The organism is Desulforudis sp. DRI-14 (assembly GCF_052618305.1).
This window is the reverse complement of record NZ_JBQXEZ010000003.1, coordinates 23,549-38,610: the sequence shown is the minus strand read 5'-3', so window position 1 is coordinate 38,610 and position 15,062 is coordinate 23,549. Positions and strand designations below refer to the sequence as shown.

Below are 15,062 nucleotides of genomic sequence, written 5' to 3'. Positions count from 1 at the left end.
CTCCTGCCGTTTTTATTTAATGAAACCTTGATAGCTGCGCATCAGGAGATGCGCCTCAACCTGTTTCATCGTATCGAGGGCCACACCGACCACGATCAGCAGGGCGGTGCCGCCGAAGTAGATGTTCGGAATCTTGGTCGCCAACAGCACGAAATTCGGCAAGATAGCGATCAGCGCCAGGAAGATAGCGCCGGCGAGAGTGATCCGCGCCATCACCTTGCTGATGTACTCGGCGGTCGGGCGCCCGGGCCGCAGGCCGGGAATGAACCCGCCGTACTTCTTGATGTTGTCGGCGACGTCGACCGGGTTCATGATCACAGCCGTGTAAAAGTAGGTAAAGCCGATGATCAGCAGAGCGTAAAACGTCGTGTGCAGGAAGCTCCCCCAGGCGAAATAGCGGAGGAAAGCGTCGGCGAAAGCGTTACCCTGGAAGTACCCGGCGATCTGCTGTGGGAAAATAAGGATCGACGACGCAAAGATGACCGGGATAACACCGGCCTGGTTGACCTTAAGCGGCAGGTGCGTCGTCTGCCCGCCGTAGACCCTGCGCCCCACAACCCGCTTGGCGTATTGGACCGGGATCCGGCGCTGGCCTTCCTGAACGGCGACGACGGCACCGATGATCAGCACGGCAATGATAATCAGGGCGATGATGCTCAAGACGTTGATCGTCCCGGCATCAAGGTACTGGAAAATGCGCACCGCGCCCGCCGGCACGCGTGAAACGATACCGGCGAAGATCAGCAGAGAGATGCCGTTCCCGATGCCATGCTCGGTGATCTGTTCCCCGAGCCACATCAGGAAGACGGTGCCCGCAGTCAGGATGGTAGCGACAAAAAGGTACGACAGGATCCCGGGGTTCACCAGCGAACCCTTAAGAGCCACGGACATGCCGAGCCCCTGCAAGAAGGCCAGGATCGCCGTCCCGTAGCGGGTATACTGCACAATCTTTTTACGCCCCTCTTCCCCTTCCTTGGACAGGCGTTCCAGCTTGGGGATGACCACGGTCAGAAGCTGCATGATAATCGAGGCGTTGATATACGGGATGATGCCCATGGCAAAGATGGCGAAGTTCTTAAAGGCGCCGCCCGAAATCACGTCGAAGAACCCGAACAGCGCCCCGCTCGCGATCAGCTTCTCGATGGCGTCCGGATTCACACCGGGTACGGGGATATGCGCGCCGATACGAAAAACCAGCAGCATCGCCACGGTAAACAACAGCTTCGTGCGAAGCTCCGAGACTTTGAGCGCCTGCTGCAGGCTTCCCAGGAACTGTGTTCCGACAGCCACTTAAATCACCTCGGCTTTGCCGCCGGCGGCGGTAATCTTCTCGACCGCAGCCTTCGAAAAGGCGTGCGCCTGAACGGTAAGCGCCTTGGCCAGTTCCCCGTCGCCAAGAATCTTGACCCCGTCACCCTTGCCCTTGATCAGCCCCGCCTCGACCAGGGTTTCAGGGGTAACGACGGCTCCGTTTTCGAAACGGTTTAAGTCCCCACAGTTGACAGTGAAGTAGATCTTCTTAAAGATGTTATGGAAACCGCGCTTGGGCAGGCGCCGGAAAATCGCAGTCTGGCCGCCTTCAAACCCCCGGCGGACGCCCCCGCCCGAACGGGCTTTTTGGCCCTTATGGCCGCGGCCGGCCGTCTTGCCCTGGCCTGCAGCAATGCCTTGACCCTTGCGTTTGGGCAATCGGCGGGCACCTGCTGCCGGTCTAAGTTTAGATAGATCCAACTCGCCCACACCTCCCTTACGCAAGTTCTTCAACTTTAACCAGGTGGCTGACCTTTCTGATCATGCCCCTGATCTGCGGTGTATCTTCCTTAATAACCGACTGACGCAGCTTTTTCAGGCCCAGGGCGCGCACGGTGGCGCGCTGCTCTTCGTTGGAACCAATGACGCTTCTGACAAGTGTGATCTTACAGTTCGCCATCTTCTAGCCCCCCAGCCTGATTTGCGTAATTTCCTTGCCGCGCAGGCGGCCCACGTTATCTTTCGTCTTAAGGAGCTTAATGGCCTCAAGGGTGGCCCGGACCATGTTGTTGGCGTTATTTGAGCCCAAAGACTTAGTCAGAATGTCGCGGATGCCGGCCAGCTCCAGGACGGCGCGCACAGGCCCGCCGGCGATAACGCCGGTACCGGGTGCCGCCGGGCGCAGCAAGAGCTTGCCCGCCCCGAAAACGCCTACCACTTCGTGGGGAATAGTAGTTCCTACCATGGGCACCCTGATAAGGTTCTTCTTAGCGTCTTCGATTCCTTTTCTGATTGCCTCCGGAACTTCACCGGCTTTACCCAGGCCGGCGCCCACGATTCCCTGGCCGTCGCCCACGACGACCAGCGCCGAAAAACTGAAGCGGCGGCCGCCCTTGACAACCTTGGCACAGCGATTAATAAAGACGACTTTTTCCGTAAGTTCCAGTTTTGAAGCATCTATTCTAGACACGTCATTCCCCCCTTCTCCTTAGAATTCCAGTCCACCGGCCCTGGCGCCTTCGGCGAGGGCCTTGACACGGCCGTGATACAGATATCCCGCACGGTCAAAGACCACTTGCTTGATGCCCTTTTCCTGCGCCGCGCGGGCGATAAGCTCGCCTACCGCACGGGCGCCCTCCACGTTGCCCCCGGAAACCTTGCCTTTAAGCTCCGGAGAAAGACTGGAGGCCGCGCAGAGCGTTACCCCGCGCTCGTCGTCGATGATCTGGGCATAGATATGGTTCAGGCTGCGAAAGACATTCAAGCGCGGCCGTTCAGCCGTTCCAAAGATCTTCTTCCGCACGCGGATGCGCCGTTTGTTGCGCGTTGCATGGCGGTTAATCTTCTTAAGCAAGACCTGCCCTCCTCTACTTACCGTTTAGCGCCAGCCTTGCCGGCCTTACGGCGGATACGCTCGCCTTCGTACTTGATGCCCTTGCCCTTGTACGGTTCGGGCGCGCGAATCTTGCGGATGTTGGCGGCGACCATGCCGACCTGTTCCCTGTCGGCGCCTTTAACGACTATCTTCGTCGGGGCCGGAACTTCGAGTTCAATCCCCGGCGGCGGAGCAAACTCAACCGGGTGGGAGTAGCCGATACTGATTACGACGTTCTGGCCCTGTTTCTGGGCGCGGTAGCCGACACCGACCAGTTCGAGCGTCTTCGAAAAGCCGTTGGCCGCTCCCTCGACCATCCCCGCCAGCAGGGCCCGCGTCAGCCCATGCTGCGCACGGTCTTCATCCTCATCGCTGGGCCGGTTGACCACCAGCTGGCCGTCGACCAGCGCGATTTGCATACGCGGTGGAAATTCCCTTGTCAGCTCCCCCTTGGGGCCCTTGACCCGAACGGTGTTGCCGCTGATCTCCACACTGACCCCTTGAGGAATGTTGATAGGTTTTTTGCCTATACGCGACACGCCAATTTCACCTCCCGGCAACTACCAGACGTAGCAGATTACTTCCCCACCAACGCCCAGCTTCCGGGCGTCCTTATCGGTAACAATGCCCTTCGACGTGGACAGGATGGCGATGCCCAGTCCTCCCAGCACCTTCGGGACGTCGTCCTTCTTGGCATAGACCCGCAAACCGGGCTTGGAGATGCGCTTCAAGCCGGTAATCACTCTTTCCCGGTTCGGGCCGTATTTCAGGTAAATCCGGACAATACCTTGCTTGCCGTCGTCAACCACTTCGTAATCCTTGATGAAGCCCTCTTCCTTCAAGATGCCAGCGATGGCCTTCTTAATACCGGACGCGGGAATCTCACAGGTTTCATGGTAGACGGTGTTGGCATTCCGGATGCGCGTCAGAAAATCCGCAATCGGATCCGTCAACATTGTCGCTACCTCCTTACCAGCTGGCCTTACGGATCCCCGGAATCTGCCCCTTGTAGGAAAGCTCGCGGAAGCAGATGCGGCAGATGCCAAACTTACGCATATAGGCACGGGGCCTGCCGCAGAGTTTACAGCGGTGATATTCGCGAACACGGAACTTCGGAGTCCGCTTTTGCTTGGCGATCAGAGATTTTTTGGCCACGTTCTACCCTCCTTTAATGGGGTTGAAAGGGTGCTCCCATCAGCCGTAATAGTTCACGCGCTTCTTCGTCGGTCTTGGCCGTGGTCACGAGTGTGATATCCATGCCACGGACCTTGTCGACCTTGTCGTACTCGATTTCGGGAAAGATCAGCTGTTCCTTGATGCCGAGGGTGTAGTTCCCGCGACCGTCGAAGGCCCTGGACGGAATGCCCCGGAAGTCCCTCACGCGCGGCAGCGCCACGTTGAACAGCTTGTCGACGAAGTCGTACATCCGGCTGCCGCGCAAGGTGACCTTGACCCCGATCTGCATCCCCTCACGGACCTTGAAGGCGGCTACCGACTTCTTGGCCTTGGTGACGACGGGGCGCTGCCCGGTAATGGTCTTGAGATCATTTATCGCGGCGTCAATGGCCTTGGCGTTCTGGATGGCTTCCCCAAGACCGATATTGATCACGACCTTTTCCAGCTTCGGCACCTGCATTACGTTGCGGTAGCCGAACTTTTCCTTCATGGCCGGCACGACTTCTTCCAGGTACTTCTGCTTTAGCCTTGCCACTATCCAAGCCCCCTTTCCAGACCTGCTCGTGCAGCGGGCGCAACGTCCGGGTTAACCCTGGACTTCCCCGCAGTGCTTGCACACACGGACTTTCGTGCCATCTTCCAGCACACGCCTGGCCGCGCGGGTAGGCCGATGGCACTTGGAGCACAGGAGCATCACGTTGGAAACGTGGACAGGGGCTTCCTTTTCCTTGATTCCCCCCTGTGGCACGCTCCTGGTCGGTCTGGTGTGCCGCTTGACGATGTTGACCCCTTCAACAACAACACGCTGTCTCTTAGGCTCAACGGAAACCACCTTGCCCCGTTTGCCGGCGTCCTTACCGGTAATGACCAGCACGGTGTCGCCCTTGCGAACGTGGATCTTGTTGTCTCCCATCCTGTTAACCTCCCTTACCAACCGCGCTGCGGTAACCTGAGGAATCCTTTTACGGATTAGAGCACCTCAGGCGCCAGGGACACGATCTTCATGAAGTCCTTCTCGCGTAATTCCCGGGCGACCGGTCCAAAAATACGGGTCCCACGCGGAGTCTTGTCGTCCTTGATGATTACCGCTGCGTTCTCGTCAAACTTGATATATGAGCCGTCCGGGCGCCGCAGCTCCTTCTTCGTCCGGACGATAACGGCCTTGACAACATCGCCCTTCTTCACCACGCCGCCGGGTACCGCTTCTTTAACCGACGCGACGATGATATCCCCTACGGAGGCGTAGCGCCGGAAGCTTGCACCCAGAATACGGATGCACATCAACTTTTTGGCCCCGGTATTGTCGGCGGTGTTGAGCATTGTTTGCACCTGGATCAAGGCCTACACCTCCCTTGCTTAGGCTTGAGCCCGCTTCAGAATTTCAACCACGCGCCATCTCTTTCTCGCGGACAACGGACGGGTCTCGGCGATCTTGACCTTGTCACCGATCTGGCATTCGTTTTTCTCGTCATGCGCCATGAATTTCTTGGTCCGGCGGACGATACGCCCGTAAAGGGGGTGCCGGACGAGAGTCTCCACGGCGACGACGACTGATTTATCCATCTTGTTGCTGACCACGGTACCAGTCCGGGTCTTGCGTAAAGCACGCTGTTCCACGTCAATCCCTCCTTACGCCCGCTTAATCCCCAGTTCTCTTTCCCGCATGATGGTGTTCAAACGGGCAATCCGGCGGCGGACTTCCTTTAGCCGCATCGGGTTATCGAGCTGCCCCGTTGCCATCTGAAAGCGAAGCCGGAAAAGTTCCTCCTTGGAATCGGCCAGCTTCTTTCTCAGTTCAGCATCGGTCATCTCAAAGAGTTCACGAACTTTCGCCACGGGCTTCACCTACTTCCTCACGTTTCACAATTTTTGTGCCGCACGGCAGCTTGTGCGAAGCGAGGCGCAGGGCCTCCCTGGCTGTCTCCTCGGGGACACCCGCGATTTCAAACAGGATGCGCCCCGGTTTGGCTACGGCAACCCAGTATTCCGGAGAACCCTTGCCGCTCCCCATGCGGGTTTCGGCAGGCTTCTTGGTGATGGGACGGTCCGGAAAGATGCGGATCCAGACCTTGCCGCCGCGCTTGGCGTGCCGGGTCATCGCGATACGCGCCGCCTCAATCTGTCGCGACGTTATCCAGGCAGCGTCCGTGGCCTGCAGGCCAAACTCGCCGTACTCGATTTCGGTACCGGCCTTGGCCCGGCCCCCGAGGTCGGGGCGATGCTGCCTGCGGTACTTCACTCTTTTGGGCATCAACATTGGTTACTTGCCTCCTTCGCGAGGAGCCTTTTCAGGTAAAACCTCTCCCTTGTAAATCCAAACCTTGACGCCGATCTTGCCGTGCGTCGTCTTGGCTTCGGCAATGCCGTAGTCGATGTCGGCACGCAGGGTGTGCAGCGGCACCTTCCCTTCGCTGTACCATTCGGAGCGGGCAATTTCGGCTCCGGCCAGCCGGCCGCTGACCTGAACCTTGATGCCCTTGGCGCCCATCTTCATCGCCCGGCCGACGATCTGTTTCATCGCCCGGCGGAAAGCCACACGCCTTTCAATCTGGCCGGCCACGTTCTCGGCGACGAGCTGGGCGTCCAGTTCCGGAACCTTGACCTCGACGATATTGATATTCACCTGCCGCCCGGTCATCGCTTCGAGTTCCTTGCGCAGGACCTCGACCTCGGTCCCGCCGCGGCCGATGACGATGCCCGGCTTGGCGGTATGAATGCCTATGCGCAGCCGGTTTGCCGTCCGTTCGATCTGAACCCGGGCGATCCCCGCCGGAAAGAGCTTCTTCTTGATGTAATTCCTGATCTTGACGTCTTCCAGAAGCAGATCGGAAAAATTCTTTTTATCCGCGTACCACTTGGCGTCCCAGTCGCGGACGATACCCAGTCTTAACCCCCGCGGGTCAACCTTCTGCCCCATTCGCCTATCCCTCCTTTCCGTCGCTGACGACGACGGTGATATGGCTGGTGCGGACCCGCCTGATATTGGCCCTGCCGTAGGCACGAGGCTGCATGCGTTTGAGCGTGGGACCCTGATCGACAACGGCCTTCACGATCCGGAGGTCCCCACGGTCCATCTCCAGATTGTTCTCGGCATTGGCCGCTGCAGACTTGATAACCTTGGCGACGGCCTGAGCCCCTCTGTTGGGTACGAACTTGAGGACGCTCAGCGCTTCGTCCACCTGCTTCCCGCGCACCAGATCCACAACCTCACGGACCTTGCGGGGAGAGAGCCGGATGTACTTGGCTACTGCTCTTGCTTCCACGATGAACCCCCCTTATTTCAGCGCCGTGGATCTTTCGGTGTGATGCCCGTGCCCTCTAAAGGTACGGGTCGGTGCAAACTCGCCGAGCTTGTGTCCTACCATTTCTTCCGTAATGTAAATAGGAACATGCTTACGGCCGTCATAGACAGCGATGGTATGGCCGATCATCTGGGGGAAGATGGTCGACCGCCGGGACCAGGTCTTCAGAACCCTCTTTTCGTTCCTGGCGTTCATTTCTTCGATACGGACCAGAAGCCTGGGACTGCAGTAAGGCCCCTTCTTCAGTGAGCGACCCATGGTATACCCCCTTTCTTACTTCGAACGCCGCTTAACAATCAGCTTATCGCTGGGCTTGTTCTTCTTCCGTGTCTTGGCGCCGAGTGCCGGTTTACCCCAAGGCGTCACCGGCGCCCGCCCGATCGGTGAGCGGCCCTCGCCGCCGCCGTGCGGGTGGTCGACCGGATTCATCACGACACCGCGGACGGTCGGGCGAATACCGAGCCACCTGTTGCGGCCCGCCTTGCCGACCGTGATGTTCTCATGCTCGAGGTTGCCGACTTGGCCGATGGTAGCCTTGCAGTCCATGCTGAACAGCCGGACCTCGCCCGACGGCAAGCGCACGTGGGCGTAATCGCCTTCCTTGGCCATCAGCTGCGCCGCGCCGCCGGCGGAACGGACGACCTTGGCTCCCTGGCCCGGATAATACTCAAGGTTGTGGATGAGCGTGCCGGCCGGGATGTTGCGCAGCGGGAGAGCGTTCCCCACCTTGATGTCGGCGTCCGGGCCGGAGACGATCGTCTGCCCGACCTGCAGACCGACCGGGGCCAGGATGTAGCGCTTCTCGCCGTCGGCATAGCTGACCAGGGCGATGTTGGCCGAGCGGTTGGGGTCGTACTCAATGCTTACGACCTTGGCCGGGATACCGTCCTTATCGCGCTTAAAGTCGATAATTCGGTACTTGCGCTTGTGCCCGCCTCCCTGGTGGCGGACGGTCAGCCGCCCCTGGGTGTTGCGCCCGCCGGTCCTCTTCAAGGGTTGGACCAGCGACTTTTCCGGTTCGGCGGCCGTGATTTCCGCAAAGTCGGAAACGGTCACAAATCGGCGTCCTGGGGAGGTGGGTTTGAATTTCTTAGTCGCCACGTGTTTCCCTCCTTACCTATACGCCTTCAAAGAATTCGATCTTGTCGCCCGCGCGAAGGGTCACAATGGCCTTCTTGACCTCCGGCGTGTAGCCGACGATGTTGCGCCGGCGCCTGGCCTTGCCGACCTGCCGCATGGTATTGACCTTCACGACCTTGACCTTGAAGATCTCTTCAACGGCGCGTTTGATCTCGGTCTTGTTCGCCTTCGGATCGACCAGGAAGGAGTACTTGTTCTCCCCGGTCAGCGACATGGATTTCTCGGTCACCAGCGGCTTCCGCAGGATATCGTACGGGTACTTCATTATGCCAGCACCTCCTCGACGCGGGCCACGGCGTCCCTGGTCAACACCAGGTTGTCGTGATCCAGGAGGTCGTAGACGTTTAGCTGCCGCGCTTCTAACGACTTGAAACCAGGGATGTTGCGCGTCGACTTTTCCACGTTGAGGTCCCGTTCGGCGGTCACAAACAACGCGCCGCCGTTAACCTTGAGGTTGTCGATGACGCCGATCATTTCTCTGGTCTTGGGCTCAGCCAGGGTCAACGTATCGAGGACGATAAGCTTCCCCTCTTTAACCTTAGCCGAAAGGGCGGACTTAAGGGCCACCCGCTTGACTTTCTTCGGTACGCTGTAGCTATAATCACGCGGGTGCGGGCCGAAGACGATGCCGCCGCCCCGCCAGATGGGCGAGCGAATGCTACCGTGACGCGCCCGACCGGTGCCTTTCTGGCGCCAGGGTTTTCTTCCGCCGCCCCTGACTTCGGCCCTGGTCTTGGTATCGTGTGTCCCGCGGCGCCGGTTGGCGAGGTGCATCACGACCACCTCGTGCAGAACCGCCTCGTTGACGGGCTGCCCGAAGATATCTTCGCTCAGCTCGATCTCGCCCACCCGTTCGCCGTTGGTGTTAACGACTGCTACTGTAGGCACGACCGCTCCTCCTTTCCTTGGATGCCATTAAAAAACGAAAATTCTCCCTTACCTGTTCTTAACGGCTTTCTGCACAAAAACCAGGCCGTTGGCAGGGCCGGGAATCGCACCTTTTACAGCCAGAAGGTTGCGCTCCGGATCAACCTTGACAACCTCGAGATTCTGCACGGTGACTCTTTCCACACCGTAATGGCCGGGCATCTTGCGACCCTTGAAAATACGGGCCGGGCCTTTGGCCGCCGCCGAGCCGGGCCGGCGGTGATACTTGGAGCCGTGCCCCATCGGCCCGCGGTGGAAACCATGTCTTTTAATACCTCCGGCAAACCCGCGGCCCTTGCTAGTCCCGGTAACGTCGACCATTTCGCCGGCGTTGAAGATGTCGCACTTTATCTCCTGGCCGATCTTGTACTCTATTACGTCATTGACCCGCAGCTCGCGCAGGTACTTCTTCGGCTTGACCCCGGCCTTGGCAAAGTGCCCGCGGACAGGCTTGGTGACCTTTTTTTCGCGCACCTCGCCCCAGCCGATCTGGATGGCGTTGTAGCCATCACGGTCAACCGTTTTCTTCTGTACGACGGTACAGGGGCCCGCTTCTATCAAAGTCACGGGGACCACCAGCCCTTCCGGAGTGAAGAGCTGCGTCATCCCGAGCTTACGCCCGAGAATTCCCTTGGCCATCTTTACACCTCCAAACAATGGCATTAAGCACTGAGCACTAAGCGTTAGAACAGTCTCAGGCCAGACCCGTGGTTGCTTAAGTCTTAATGCCTAACGCCTATCGCTTACTGCCAAGCAGGCGCGCAGCGCCTGCTGCGTTACAGCTTGATCTCGATGTCAACGCCGGCGGGCAGGTCCAGGCGCATCAAAGCGTCAACCGTCTTCGGCGTCGGTTCGAGAATGTCGATCAAGCGCTTGTGGGTCCGGATTTCGAACTGCTCCCGCGAGTCCTTATCCTTATGCGGCGACCGGAGAATCGTGTAGATGCTCTTTTCGGTCGGCAGCGGGATGGGACCGGCCACGCTCGCTCCGGTACGCTTGGCCGTTTCAACGATCTTCGCCGCGGACTGGTCCAGCATGCCGTGGTCGAAAGCCTTCAGGCGGATCCGGATTTTCTGTCTGGGCATCGTATCCCTCCTATGCCTTGACGGCCGTGACGACACCGGCACCAACGGTCCGGCCGCCCTCGCGAATAGCGAAACGCAAACCTTCCTCGATGGCGATCGGCGTGATCAAGGTGATGTCCACCCGGATGTTGTCGCCCGGCATGACCATCTCCACGCCCTCCGGCAGCTTGATGACGCCGGTGACGTCGGTGGTCCGGAAGTAAAACTGGGGACGGTAGCCGTTGAAGAACGGGGTGTGCCGCCCGCCCTCTTCCTTGGTTAGGACGTAAACCTCGGCCGAAAACTCGGTGAGGGGCTTGATGCTCCCTGGCTTCGCCAGGACTTGACCGCGCTCGAGTTCTTTGCGGTCGACGCCTCTGAGCAACAAACCTACGTTGTCGCCTGCCACGGCTTCGTCCAGGATTTTACGGAACATTTCCACGCCGGTCACGACGGTCTTGCGCGGTTTCTCCATGAAGCCGACGATCTCGACTTCGTCGCCGGTCTTGACCCTGCCGCGCTCGACCCTGCCGGTGCCGACGGTGCCGCGCCCGGTGATGGAGAAGACGTCTTCCACGGGCATGAGGAAGGGCTTGTCGACGTCGCGCTCGGGGGTGGGAATGAATTCGTCGACGGCGTCCATGAGCTTGAGGATGGGGGCGCAGGCGTCGCATTCGTTTTTGCCGCAGCCGCATTCAAGGGCTTTTAAAGCCGAACCGGCGATGACGGGCGTGTCGTCACCGGGAAATTCGTAGTTGCTCAAGAGTTCCCTGACTTCCATTTCGACGAGTTCGAGAAGTTCGGGGTCGTCGACCATGTCGGCCTTGTTCAGGAAGACGACGATGGAAGGCACGGCAACCTGGCGGGCCAGAAGGATGTGCTCTCTGGTCTGCGGCATGGGACCGTCGGCGGCGGAAACGACGAGGATGGCGCCGTCCATCTGGGCCGCGCCGGTGATCATGTTTTTGATGTAGTCGGCGTGCCCGGGGCAGTCGACGTGCGCGTAGTGGCGCTTGGCGGTCTCGTACTCGACGTGGGCGGTGTTAATGGTGATGCCGCGGGCCTTTTCTTCCGGCGCCGCGTCGATTTCGTCATACTTTTTGTAGGTGGCCTGACCGTACTTGGACAGGATCAGGGTGATCGCCGCCGTCAGGGTGGTTTTGCCGTGGTCGACGTGACCGATGGTTCCAATGTTTACGTGGGGCTTGGTGCGCACAAATTTGGCTTTCGCCATGGGTCTTCCTCCTTAATCTTGGTTTAGGTTTATTTTTGAGAGTTTTAGAAACTCTTGCACTACCCGGTATTAGTAATGCTTCATAATCTTTTCGGCAATGTTCGGGGGCACCTCCGCATAGTGGGAAAACTGCATTGTGTAAGTTCCGCGGCCCTGCGTCCGGGAACGCATATCGGTAGCGTAACCGAACATCTCGGCCAGCGGCACTTTCGCCTGCACCACTCTCAGCCTGCCCCTCATTTCCATTTCGTCAATGTGCCCCCTGCGGGCATTGAGGTCGCTGATGACATCCCCGGTATACTCCTCGGGAACGACGACCTCGACTTTCATTACCGGCTCCAGAAGGACGGGTTTCGCTTCCTCAACCGCCTTTTTGAAGCCCATCGAAGCCGCAATCTTAAAAGCCATTTCGGACGAGTCGACGGCGTGATAAGAGCCGTCGAGGAGGATAACCTTAACGTCGATCACCGGATACCCGGACAATGCTCCGCTGTTCAGGGCTTCCCTTACCCCGGCCTCGACGCCCGGGACGTACTCCTTGGGTACCACCCCGCCGACGACCTTGTTTTCGAAGACAAAGCCGGCTCCCCGCTCCAGCGGTTCCACCTGCAGGACGACGTGGCCGTATTGCCCGCGTCCGCCCGACTGCCTGATGAACTTTCCTTCAGCTCTGACGGTCCTGGTTACCGTTTCCTTATAGGCAACCTGGACGCGTCCCACGTTAGCCTGGACTTTAAACTCCCTCAGGAGCCGGTCCACGATGATCTCCAGGTGGAGCTCGCCCATTCCCGCGACGATAGTCTGCCCCGTTTCCTCGTCGGTCCAGACCCTAAAGGTGGGGTCTTCCTCAGACAGACGCTGCAGGGCGATGCCCATCTTATCCTGATCGGCCTTGGTCTTCGGCTCGATGGCGACCGAAATGACGGGTTCCGGGAAATCCATGGCCTCGAGGATGATGGGTTTACTTTCCTCACATAGAGTATCGCCGGTCGTCGTAAACTTAAGTCCGACAGCCCCGACGATATCGCCGGCATATACGGCGTCCACGTCGACGCTCTGGTTGGCGTGCATGTAAAGGAGGCGGCCGATCCGCTCTTTCCTGCCCTTGGACGAGTTATAAATATAAGATCCGGATTTCAAGGTGCCGGAATAAACCCTGAAAAAGGTCAGCTTCCCGACATAGGGATCAACCATGATCTTAAAGGCCAGGGCGGCGAAAGACTCGTCATCGCTGGTCCTTCTTCTCTCTTCTTTACCGGTGTCCGGCACCACGCCGACGATTTCGGCCACGTCCGTGGGGGCGGGCAGGTAGTCGACGATGGCGTCAAGCAAAGGCTGTACGCCCTTATTCTTAAACGACGATCCGCAGAGCACGGGGACGATGCTTACCGTCACCGTGGCCTTGCGCAGGCCCGCCTTGATCTCGTCCACGGAGAGTTCCCCGCCGTCGAGGTATTTGGCCATCAATTCCTCGTCGGCCTCGGCGGCCGCTTCGAGCATCTTCTCGCGGTACTCGGCGGCAAGCTCGGCCATTTCCGCGGGGATCTCGGTCACCCTTATCTTCTTGCCCAGGTCGTCGTCATAGAAAAGAGCCTTGTTGTCGACCAGGTCGATAATCCCCCGGAAGCGGTCCTCCGCACCGATCGGCAGCTGGATGGCCACCGGGTTGGCCCCGAGTTTTTCGCGGATGGCTTTGAGCACCTCGAAGAAATCGGCTCCGATGCGGTCCATCTTATTGACGTAACAAATACGCGGCACGCCATACTTGTCGGCCTGCCGCCAAACAGTCTCGGACTGGGGCTCAACCCCGCCGACAGAACAAAACACGGCCACAGCGCCGTCAAGGACGCGCAGCGAGCGCTCTACCTCGATCGTAAAGTCCACGTGCCCTGGCGTATCGATAATGTTGATGCGGTGATCACGCCAGAAGCACGTCGTCGCCGCCGAGGTGATCGTGATACCCCGTTCCTGCTCCTGGACCATCCAGTCCATGGTCGCGGCGCCGTCGTCGACTTCGCCGATCCTGTGCACCTTGCCGGTGTAAAACAGGATGCGCTCGGTGGTCGTCGTCTTGCCGGCATCGATATGCGCCATTATACCTATGTTGCGTGTCCGTTCAAGCGGCCACGGGCGCCCCATTACCCAAAACCTCCTAAAATATTACGCCTACCATCTGTAGTGCGCGAAAGCCTTGTTGGCTTCGGCCATCTTGTGGGTGTCTTCCTTCTTCTTAACCGATCCGCCCGTCCCGTTGGCGGCATCCAAGATCTCGGCGGCGAGCTTCTCCCGCATGGTCTTGCCGCCGCGCGCCCTCGCGAAATTGGTGATCCAACGGACAGCCAGGGTCTGCTTGCGCTCCGGGCGAACCTCGACCGGAACCTGGTAGTTGGCGCCGCCGACACGGCGGGGACGCGTCTCAACGATCGGCATGACATTCTTCATCGCCTGTTCAAAAACCTCAAGCGGATCCTTACCCGTCTTCTCGCGGATCTCGTCGAAGGCGCCGTAGACTATCGATTCGGCAACGCTTTTCTCCCCGTCCAGCATGATCTGGTTGATCAGCTTGGTAACCCTCTTGCTGCCGTGTACGGGGTCCGGAAGGACGTCACGCTTGCCGATGGGTCCTCTGCGCGGCACATGTTTCCCCCCTTATTTCTTGGGCCTCTTTGCTCCGTACTTCGAACGTCCCTGGTTGCGGTTCTGTACGCCGGCGGCGTCCAGCGCCCCGCGCACGATGTGGTAGCGCACGCCGGGGAGGTCCTTGACTCTGCCCCCGCGTACCAGTACAACCGAGTGCTCCTGCAGATTGTGCCCGATACCAGGGATGTAGCTGGTCACTTCGTACCCGTTGGTCAAACGGACACGGGCCACCTTACGCAGCGCTGAATTGGGCTTCTTGGGTGTGGTCGTATAAACGCGCGTGCAGACCCCGCGCTTCTGCGGGCATTCCTTCAGCGCCGGAGAAGCGGATTTCTGCGCGATGGTTTCTCTCCCTTTACGCACAAGCTGGTTGATAGTCGGCATCCTTCCACCTCCTCCATACAAGATTGGGACTGATAAATATGCCCCTTACATGTTTGGTAAGGGGCAAGATTACTAATCTTCTATGACCGCCGCTGAAGCACAGTTTACAAGAATCCCGCAGAGTTTGCCCAGTTCCCTCATCGTCGGCACCTCGACGATTGGGATACCTTTTACCTGGCAGGCCTGAATCAGCGGAACACTTACATGTGCCTCGGCGTCCTGGGCCACAAATACGACTTTCGCTTGCCCACGCTGCACCGCTTTTAAGGTTTGTTTGGTTCCCACAGTTTTACGACACGCGGTTGTAAGCCTCTCGAAGGGCACGGCAAATCCTCCCTCCAAGATTCACG

General features: G+C 59.0%; 27 protein-coding genes. All 27 read right to left on the bottom strand.

Going from position 1 to position 15,062, the window contains the following annotated elements; translation table 11 throughout:
- Nucleotides 1-12 precede the first annotated feature (12 nt).
- The 27 genes from secY to ACUM6F_RS03110 all read right to left on the bottom strand — a co-directional run bounded on the left by secY (nucleotide 13) and on the right by ACUM6F_RS03110 (nucleotide 15,036).
- Nucleotides 13-1,290 carry a preprotein translocase subunit SecY gene (gene secY / locus ACUM6F_RS03240; RefSeq protein WP_425620118.1) on the bottom strand — a complete coding sequence of 426 codons (1,278 nt, stop codon included), beginning with the start codon at nucleotides 1,288-1,290 and terminating at the stop codon, nucleotides 13-15.
- Nucleotides 1,291-1,731: a 50S ribosomal protein L15 gene (rplO, locus tag ACUM6F_RS03235; protein ID WP_425620119.1), complete on the bottom strand. Its 441-nt coding sequence runs from the start codon at nucleotides 1,729-1,731 to the stop codon at nucleotides 1,291-1,293.
- A 16-nt stretch (nucleotides 1,732-1,747) separates the two neighbouring features.
- Complete coding sequence (gene rpmD, locus ACUM6F_RS03230) at nucleotides 1,748-1,930, bottom strand: 50S ribosomal protein L30 (protein WP_425620120.1); 183 nt, start codon at nucleotides 1,928-1,930, stop codon at nucleotides 1,748-1,750.
- A gap of 3 nt (nucleotides 1,931-1,933) precedes the next feature.
- The gene (rpsE, locus tag ACUM6F_RS03225; RefSeq protein ID WP_425620121.1) at nucleotides 1,934-2,440 is read right to left on the bottom strand and encodes a 30S ribosomal protein S5; all 507 of its coding nucleotides are present in this window, start codon (nucleotides 2,438-2,440) and stop codon (nucleotides 1,934-1,936) included.
- A gap of 18 nt (nucleotides 2,441-2,458) precedes the next feature.
- The gene (gene rplR / locus ACUM6F_RS03220) at nucleotides 2,459-2,824 is read right to left on the bottom strand and encodes a 50S ribosomal protein L18 (RefSeq protein ID WP_425620122.1); all 366 of its coding nucleotides are present in this window, start codon (nucleotides 2,822-2,824) and stop codon (nucleotides 2,459-2,461) included.
- Between the two features lie 17 nt (nucleotides 2,825-2,841).
- A complete protein-coding gene (gene rplF, locus ACUM6F_RS03215; RefSeq protein WP_425620123.1) occupies nucleotides 2,842-3,384 on the bottom strand; it encodes a 50S ribosomal protein L6 in 543 nt (180 codons plus the stop codon).
- Between the two features lie 21 nt (nucleotides 3,385-3,405).
- On the bottom strand, nucleotides 3,406-3,801 hold the full coding sequence (gene rpsH, locus ACUM6F_RS03210) for a 30S ribosomal protein S8 (RefSeq protein WP_425620124.1): 396 nt from the start codon (nucleotides 3,799-3,801) through the stop codon (nucleotides 3,406-3,408).
- 13 nt (nucleotides 3,802-3,814) lie between these two features.
- Complete coding sequence (locus ACUM6F_RS03205) at nucleotides 3,815-4,000, bottom strand: type Z 30S ribosomal protein S14 (protein WP_425620125.1); 186 nt, start codon at nucleotides 3,998-4,000, stop codon at nucleotides 3,815-3,817.
- 13 nt (nucleotides 4,001-4,013) lie between these two features.
- Entirely contained in the window at nucleotides 4,014-4,556 is a 543-nt protein-coding gene (gene rplE, locus ACUM6F_RS03200) for a 50S ribosomal protein L5 (RefSeq protein ID WP_425620126.1), read from the bottom strand.
- A gap of 51 nt (nucleotides 4,557-4,607) precedes the next feature.
- Nucleotides 4,608-4,934, bottom strand: a complete 327-nt coding sequence (gene rplX / locus ACUM6F_RS03195; RefSeq protein ID WP_425620127.1) for a 50S ribosomal protein L24 — start codon at nucleotides 4,932-4,934, stop codon at nucleotides 4,608-4,610.
- 56 nt (nucleotides 4,935-4,990) lie between these two features.
- Nucleotides 4,991-5,359: a 50S ribosomal protein L14 gene (gene rplN / locus ACUM6F_RS03190; RefSeq protein WP_425620128.1), complete on the bottom strand. Its 369-nt coding sequence runs from the start codon at nucleotides 5,357-5,359 to the stop codon at nucleotides 4,991-4,993.
- Nucleotides 5,360-5,377: 18 nt separating this feature from the next.
- Complete coding sequence (gene rpsQ / locus ACUM6F_RS03185) at nucleotides 5,378-5,638, bottom strand: 30S ribosomal protein S17 (protein WP_425620129.1); 261 nt, start codon at nucleotides 5,636-5,638, stop codon at nucleotides 5,378-5,380.
- A 12-nt stretch (nucleotides 5,639-5,650) separates the two neighbouring features.
- Complete coding sequence (gene rpmC, locus ACUM6F_RS03180) at nucleotides 5,651-5,830, bottom strand: 50S ribosomal protein L29 (RefSeq protein WP_425622163.1); 180 nt, start codon at nucleotides 5,828-5,830, stop codon at nucleotides 5,651-5,653.
- Between the two features lie 10 nt (nucleotides 5,831-5,840).
- Nucleotides 5,841-6,278: a 50S ribosomal protein L16 gene (gene rplP / locus ACUM6F_RS03175; protein ID WP_425620130.1), complete on the bottom strand. Its 438-nt coding sequence runs from the start codon at nucleotides 6,276-6,278 to the stop codon at nucleotides 5,841-5,843.
- 3 nt (nucleotides 6,279-6,281) lie between these two features.
- Entirely contained in the window at nucleotides 6,282-6,938 is a 657-nt protein-coding gene (gene rpsC, locus ACUM6F_RS03170) for a 30S ribosomal protein S3 (protein WP_425620131.1), read from the bottom strand.
- Between the two features lie 4 nt (nucleotides 6,939-6,942).
- Nucleotides 6,943-7,284 carry a 50S ribosomal protein L22 gene (gene rplV / locus ACUM6F_RS03165; protein WP_425620132.1) on the bottom strand — a complete coding sequence of 114 codons (342 nt, stop codon included), beginning with the start codon at nucleotides 7,282-7,284 and terminating at the stop codon, nucleotides 6,943-6,945.
- A gap of 12 nt (nucleotides 7,285-7,296) precedes the next feature.
- Nucleotides 7,297-7,581 carry a 30S ribosomal protein S19 gene (rpsS, locus tag ACUM6F_RS03160; RefSeq protein WP_425620133.1) on the bottom strand — a complete coding sequence of 95 codons (285 nt, stop codon included), beginning with the start codon at nucleotides 7,579-7,581 and terminating at the stop codon, nucleotides 7,297-7,299.
- Nucleotides 7,582-7,596: 15 nt separating this feature from the next.
- Nucleotides 7,597-8,424 carry a 50S ribosomal protein L2 gene (gene rplB, locus ACUM6F_RS03155; RefSeq protein WP_445348351.1) on the bottom strand — a complete coding sequence of 276 codons (828 nt, stop codon included), beginning with the start codon at nucleotides 8,422-8,424 and terminating at the stop codon, nucleotides 7,597-7,599.
- 16 nt (nucleotides 8,425-8,440) lie between these two features.
- Nucleotides 8,441-8,728, bottom strand: coding sequence for a 50S ribosomal protein L23 (gene rplW, locus ACUM6F_RS03150; protein WP_425620135.1), 288 nt, complete (start codon nucleotides 8,726-8,728; stop codon nucleotides 8,441-8,443).
- Nucleotides 8,728-9,351, bottom strand: a complete 624-nt coding sequence (rplD, locus tag ACUM6F_RS03145; RefSeq protein WP_425620136.1) for a 50S ribosomal protein L4 — start codon at nucleotides 9,349-9,351, stop codon at nucleotides 8,728-8,730. Before rplD ends, rplW begins: the two co-directional genes overlap by 1 nt.
- 48 nt (nucleotides 9,352-9,399) lie before the next feature.
- The gene (gene rplC, locus ACUM6F_RS03140) at nucleotides 9,400-10,029 is read right to left on the bottom strand and encodes a 50S ribosomal protein L3 (RefSeq protein ID WP_445348350.1); all 630 of its coding nucleotides are present in this window, start codon (nucleotides 10,027-10,029) and stop codon (nucleotides 9,400-9,402) included.
- 137 nt (nucleotides 10,030-10,166) lie between these two features.
- The gene (gene rpsJ, locus ACUM6F_RS03135) at nucleotides 10,167-10,475 is read right to left on the bottom strand and encodes a 30S ribosomal protein S10 (protein ID WP_425620138.1); all 309 of its coding nucleotides are present in this window, start codon (nucleotides 10,473-10,475) and stop codon (nucleotides 10,167-10,169) included.
- A gap of 10 nt (nucleotides 10,476-10,485) precedes the next feature.
- Nucleotides 10,486-11,688 (bottom strand): elongation factor Tu, encoded by a 1,203-nt coding sequence (gene tuf, locus ACUM6F_RS03130; protein ID WP_425620139.1) that lies wholly within the window; start codon nucleotides 11,686-11,688, stop codon nucleotides 10,486-10,488.
- A gap of 69 nt (nucleotides 11,689-11,757) precedes the next feature.
- Nucleotides 11,758-13,827 carry an elongation factor G gene (gene fusA / locus ACUM6F_RS03125; RefSeq protein WP_445348349.1) on the bottom strand — a complete coding sequence of 690 codons (2,070 nt, stop codon included), beginning with the start codon at nucleotides 13,825-13,827 and terminating at the stop codon, nucleotides 11,758-11,760.
- Nucleotides 13,828-13,854: 27 nt separating this feature from the next.
- Complete coding sequence (rpsG, locus tag ACUM6F_RS03120; protein ID WP_445348348.1) at nucleotides 13,855-14,325, bottom strand: 30S ribosomal protein S7; 471 nt, start codon at nucleotides 14,323-14,325, stop codon at nucleotides 13,855-13,857.
- Nucleotides 14,326-14,337: 12 nt separating this feature from the next.
- On the bottom strand, nucleotides 14,338-14,712 hold the full coding sequence (rpsL, locus tag ACUM6F_RS03115; RefSeq protein ID WP_425620142.1) for a 30S ribosomal protein S12: 375 nt from the start codon (nucleotides 14,710-14,712) through the stop codon (nucleotides 14,338-14,340).
- 72 nt (nucleotides 14,713-14,784) lie between these two features.
- The gene (locus tag ACUM6F_RS03110; protein WP_445348347.1) at nucleotides 14,785-15,036 is read right to left on the bottom strand and encodes a L7Ae/L30e/S12e/Gadd45 family ribosomal protein; all 252 of its coding nucleotides are present in this window, start codon (nucleotides 15,034-15,036) and stop codon (nucleotides 14,785-14,787) included.
- Nucleotides 15,037-15,062: the final 26 nt, after the last annotated feature.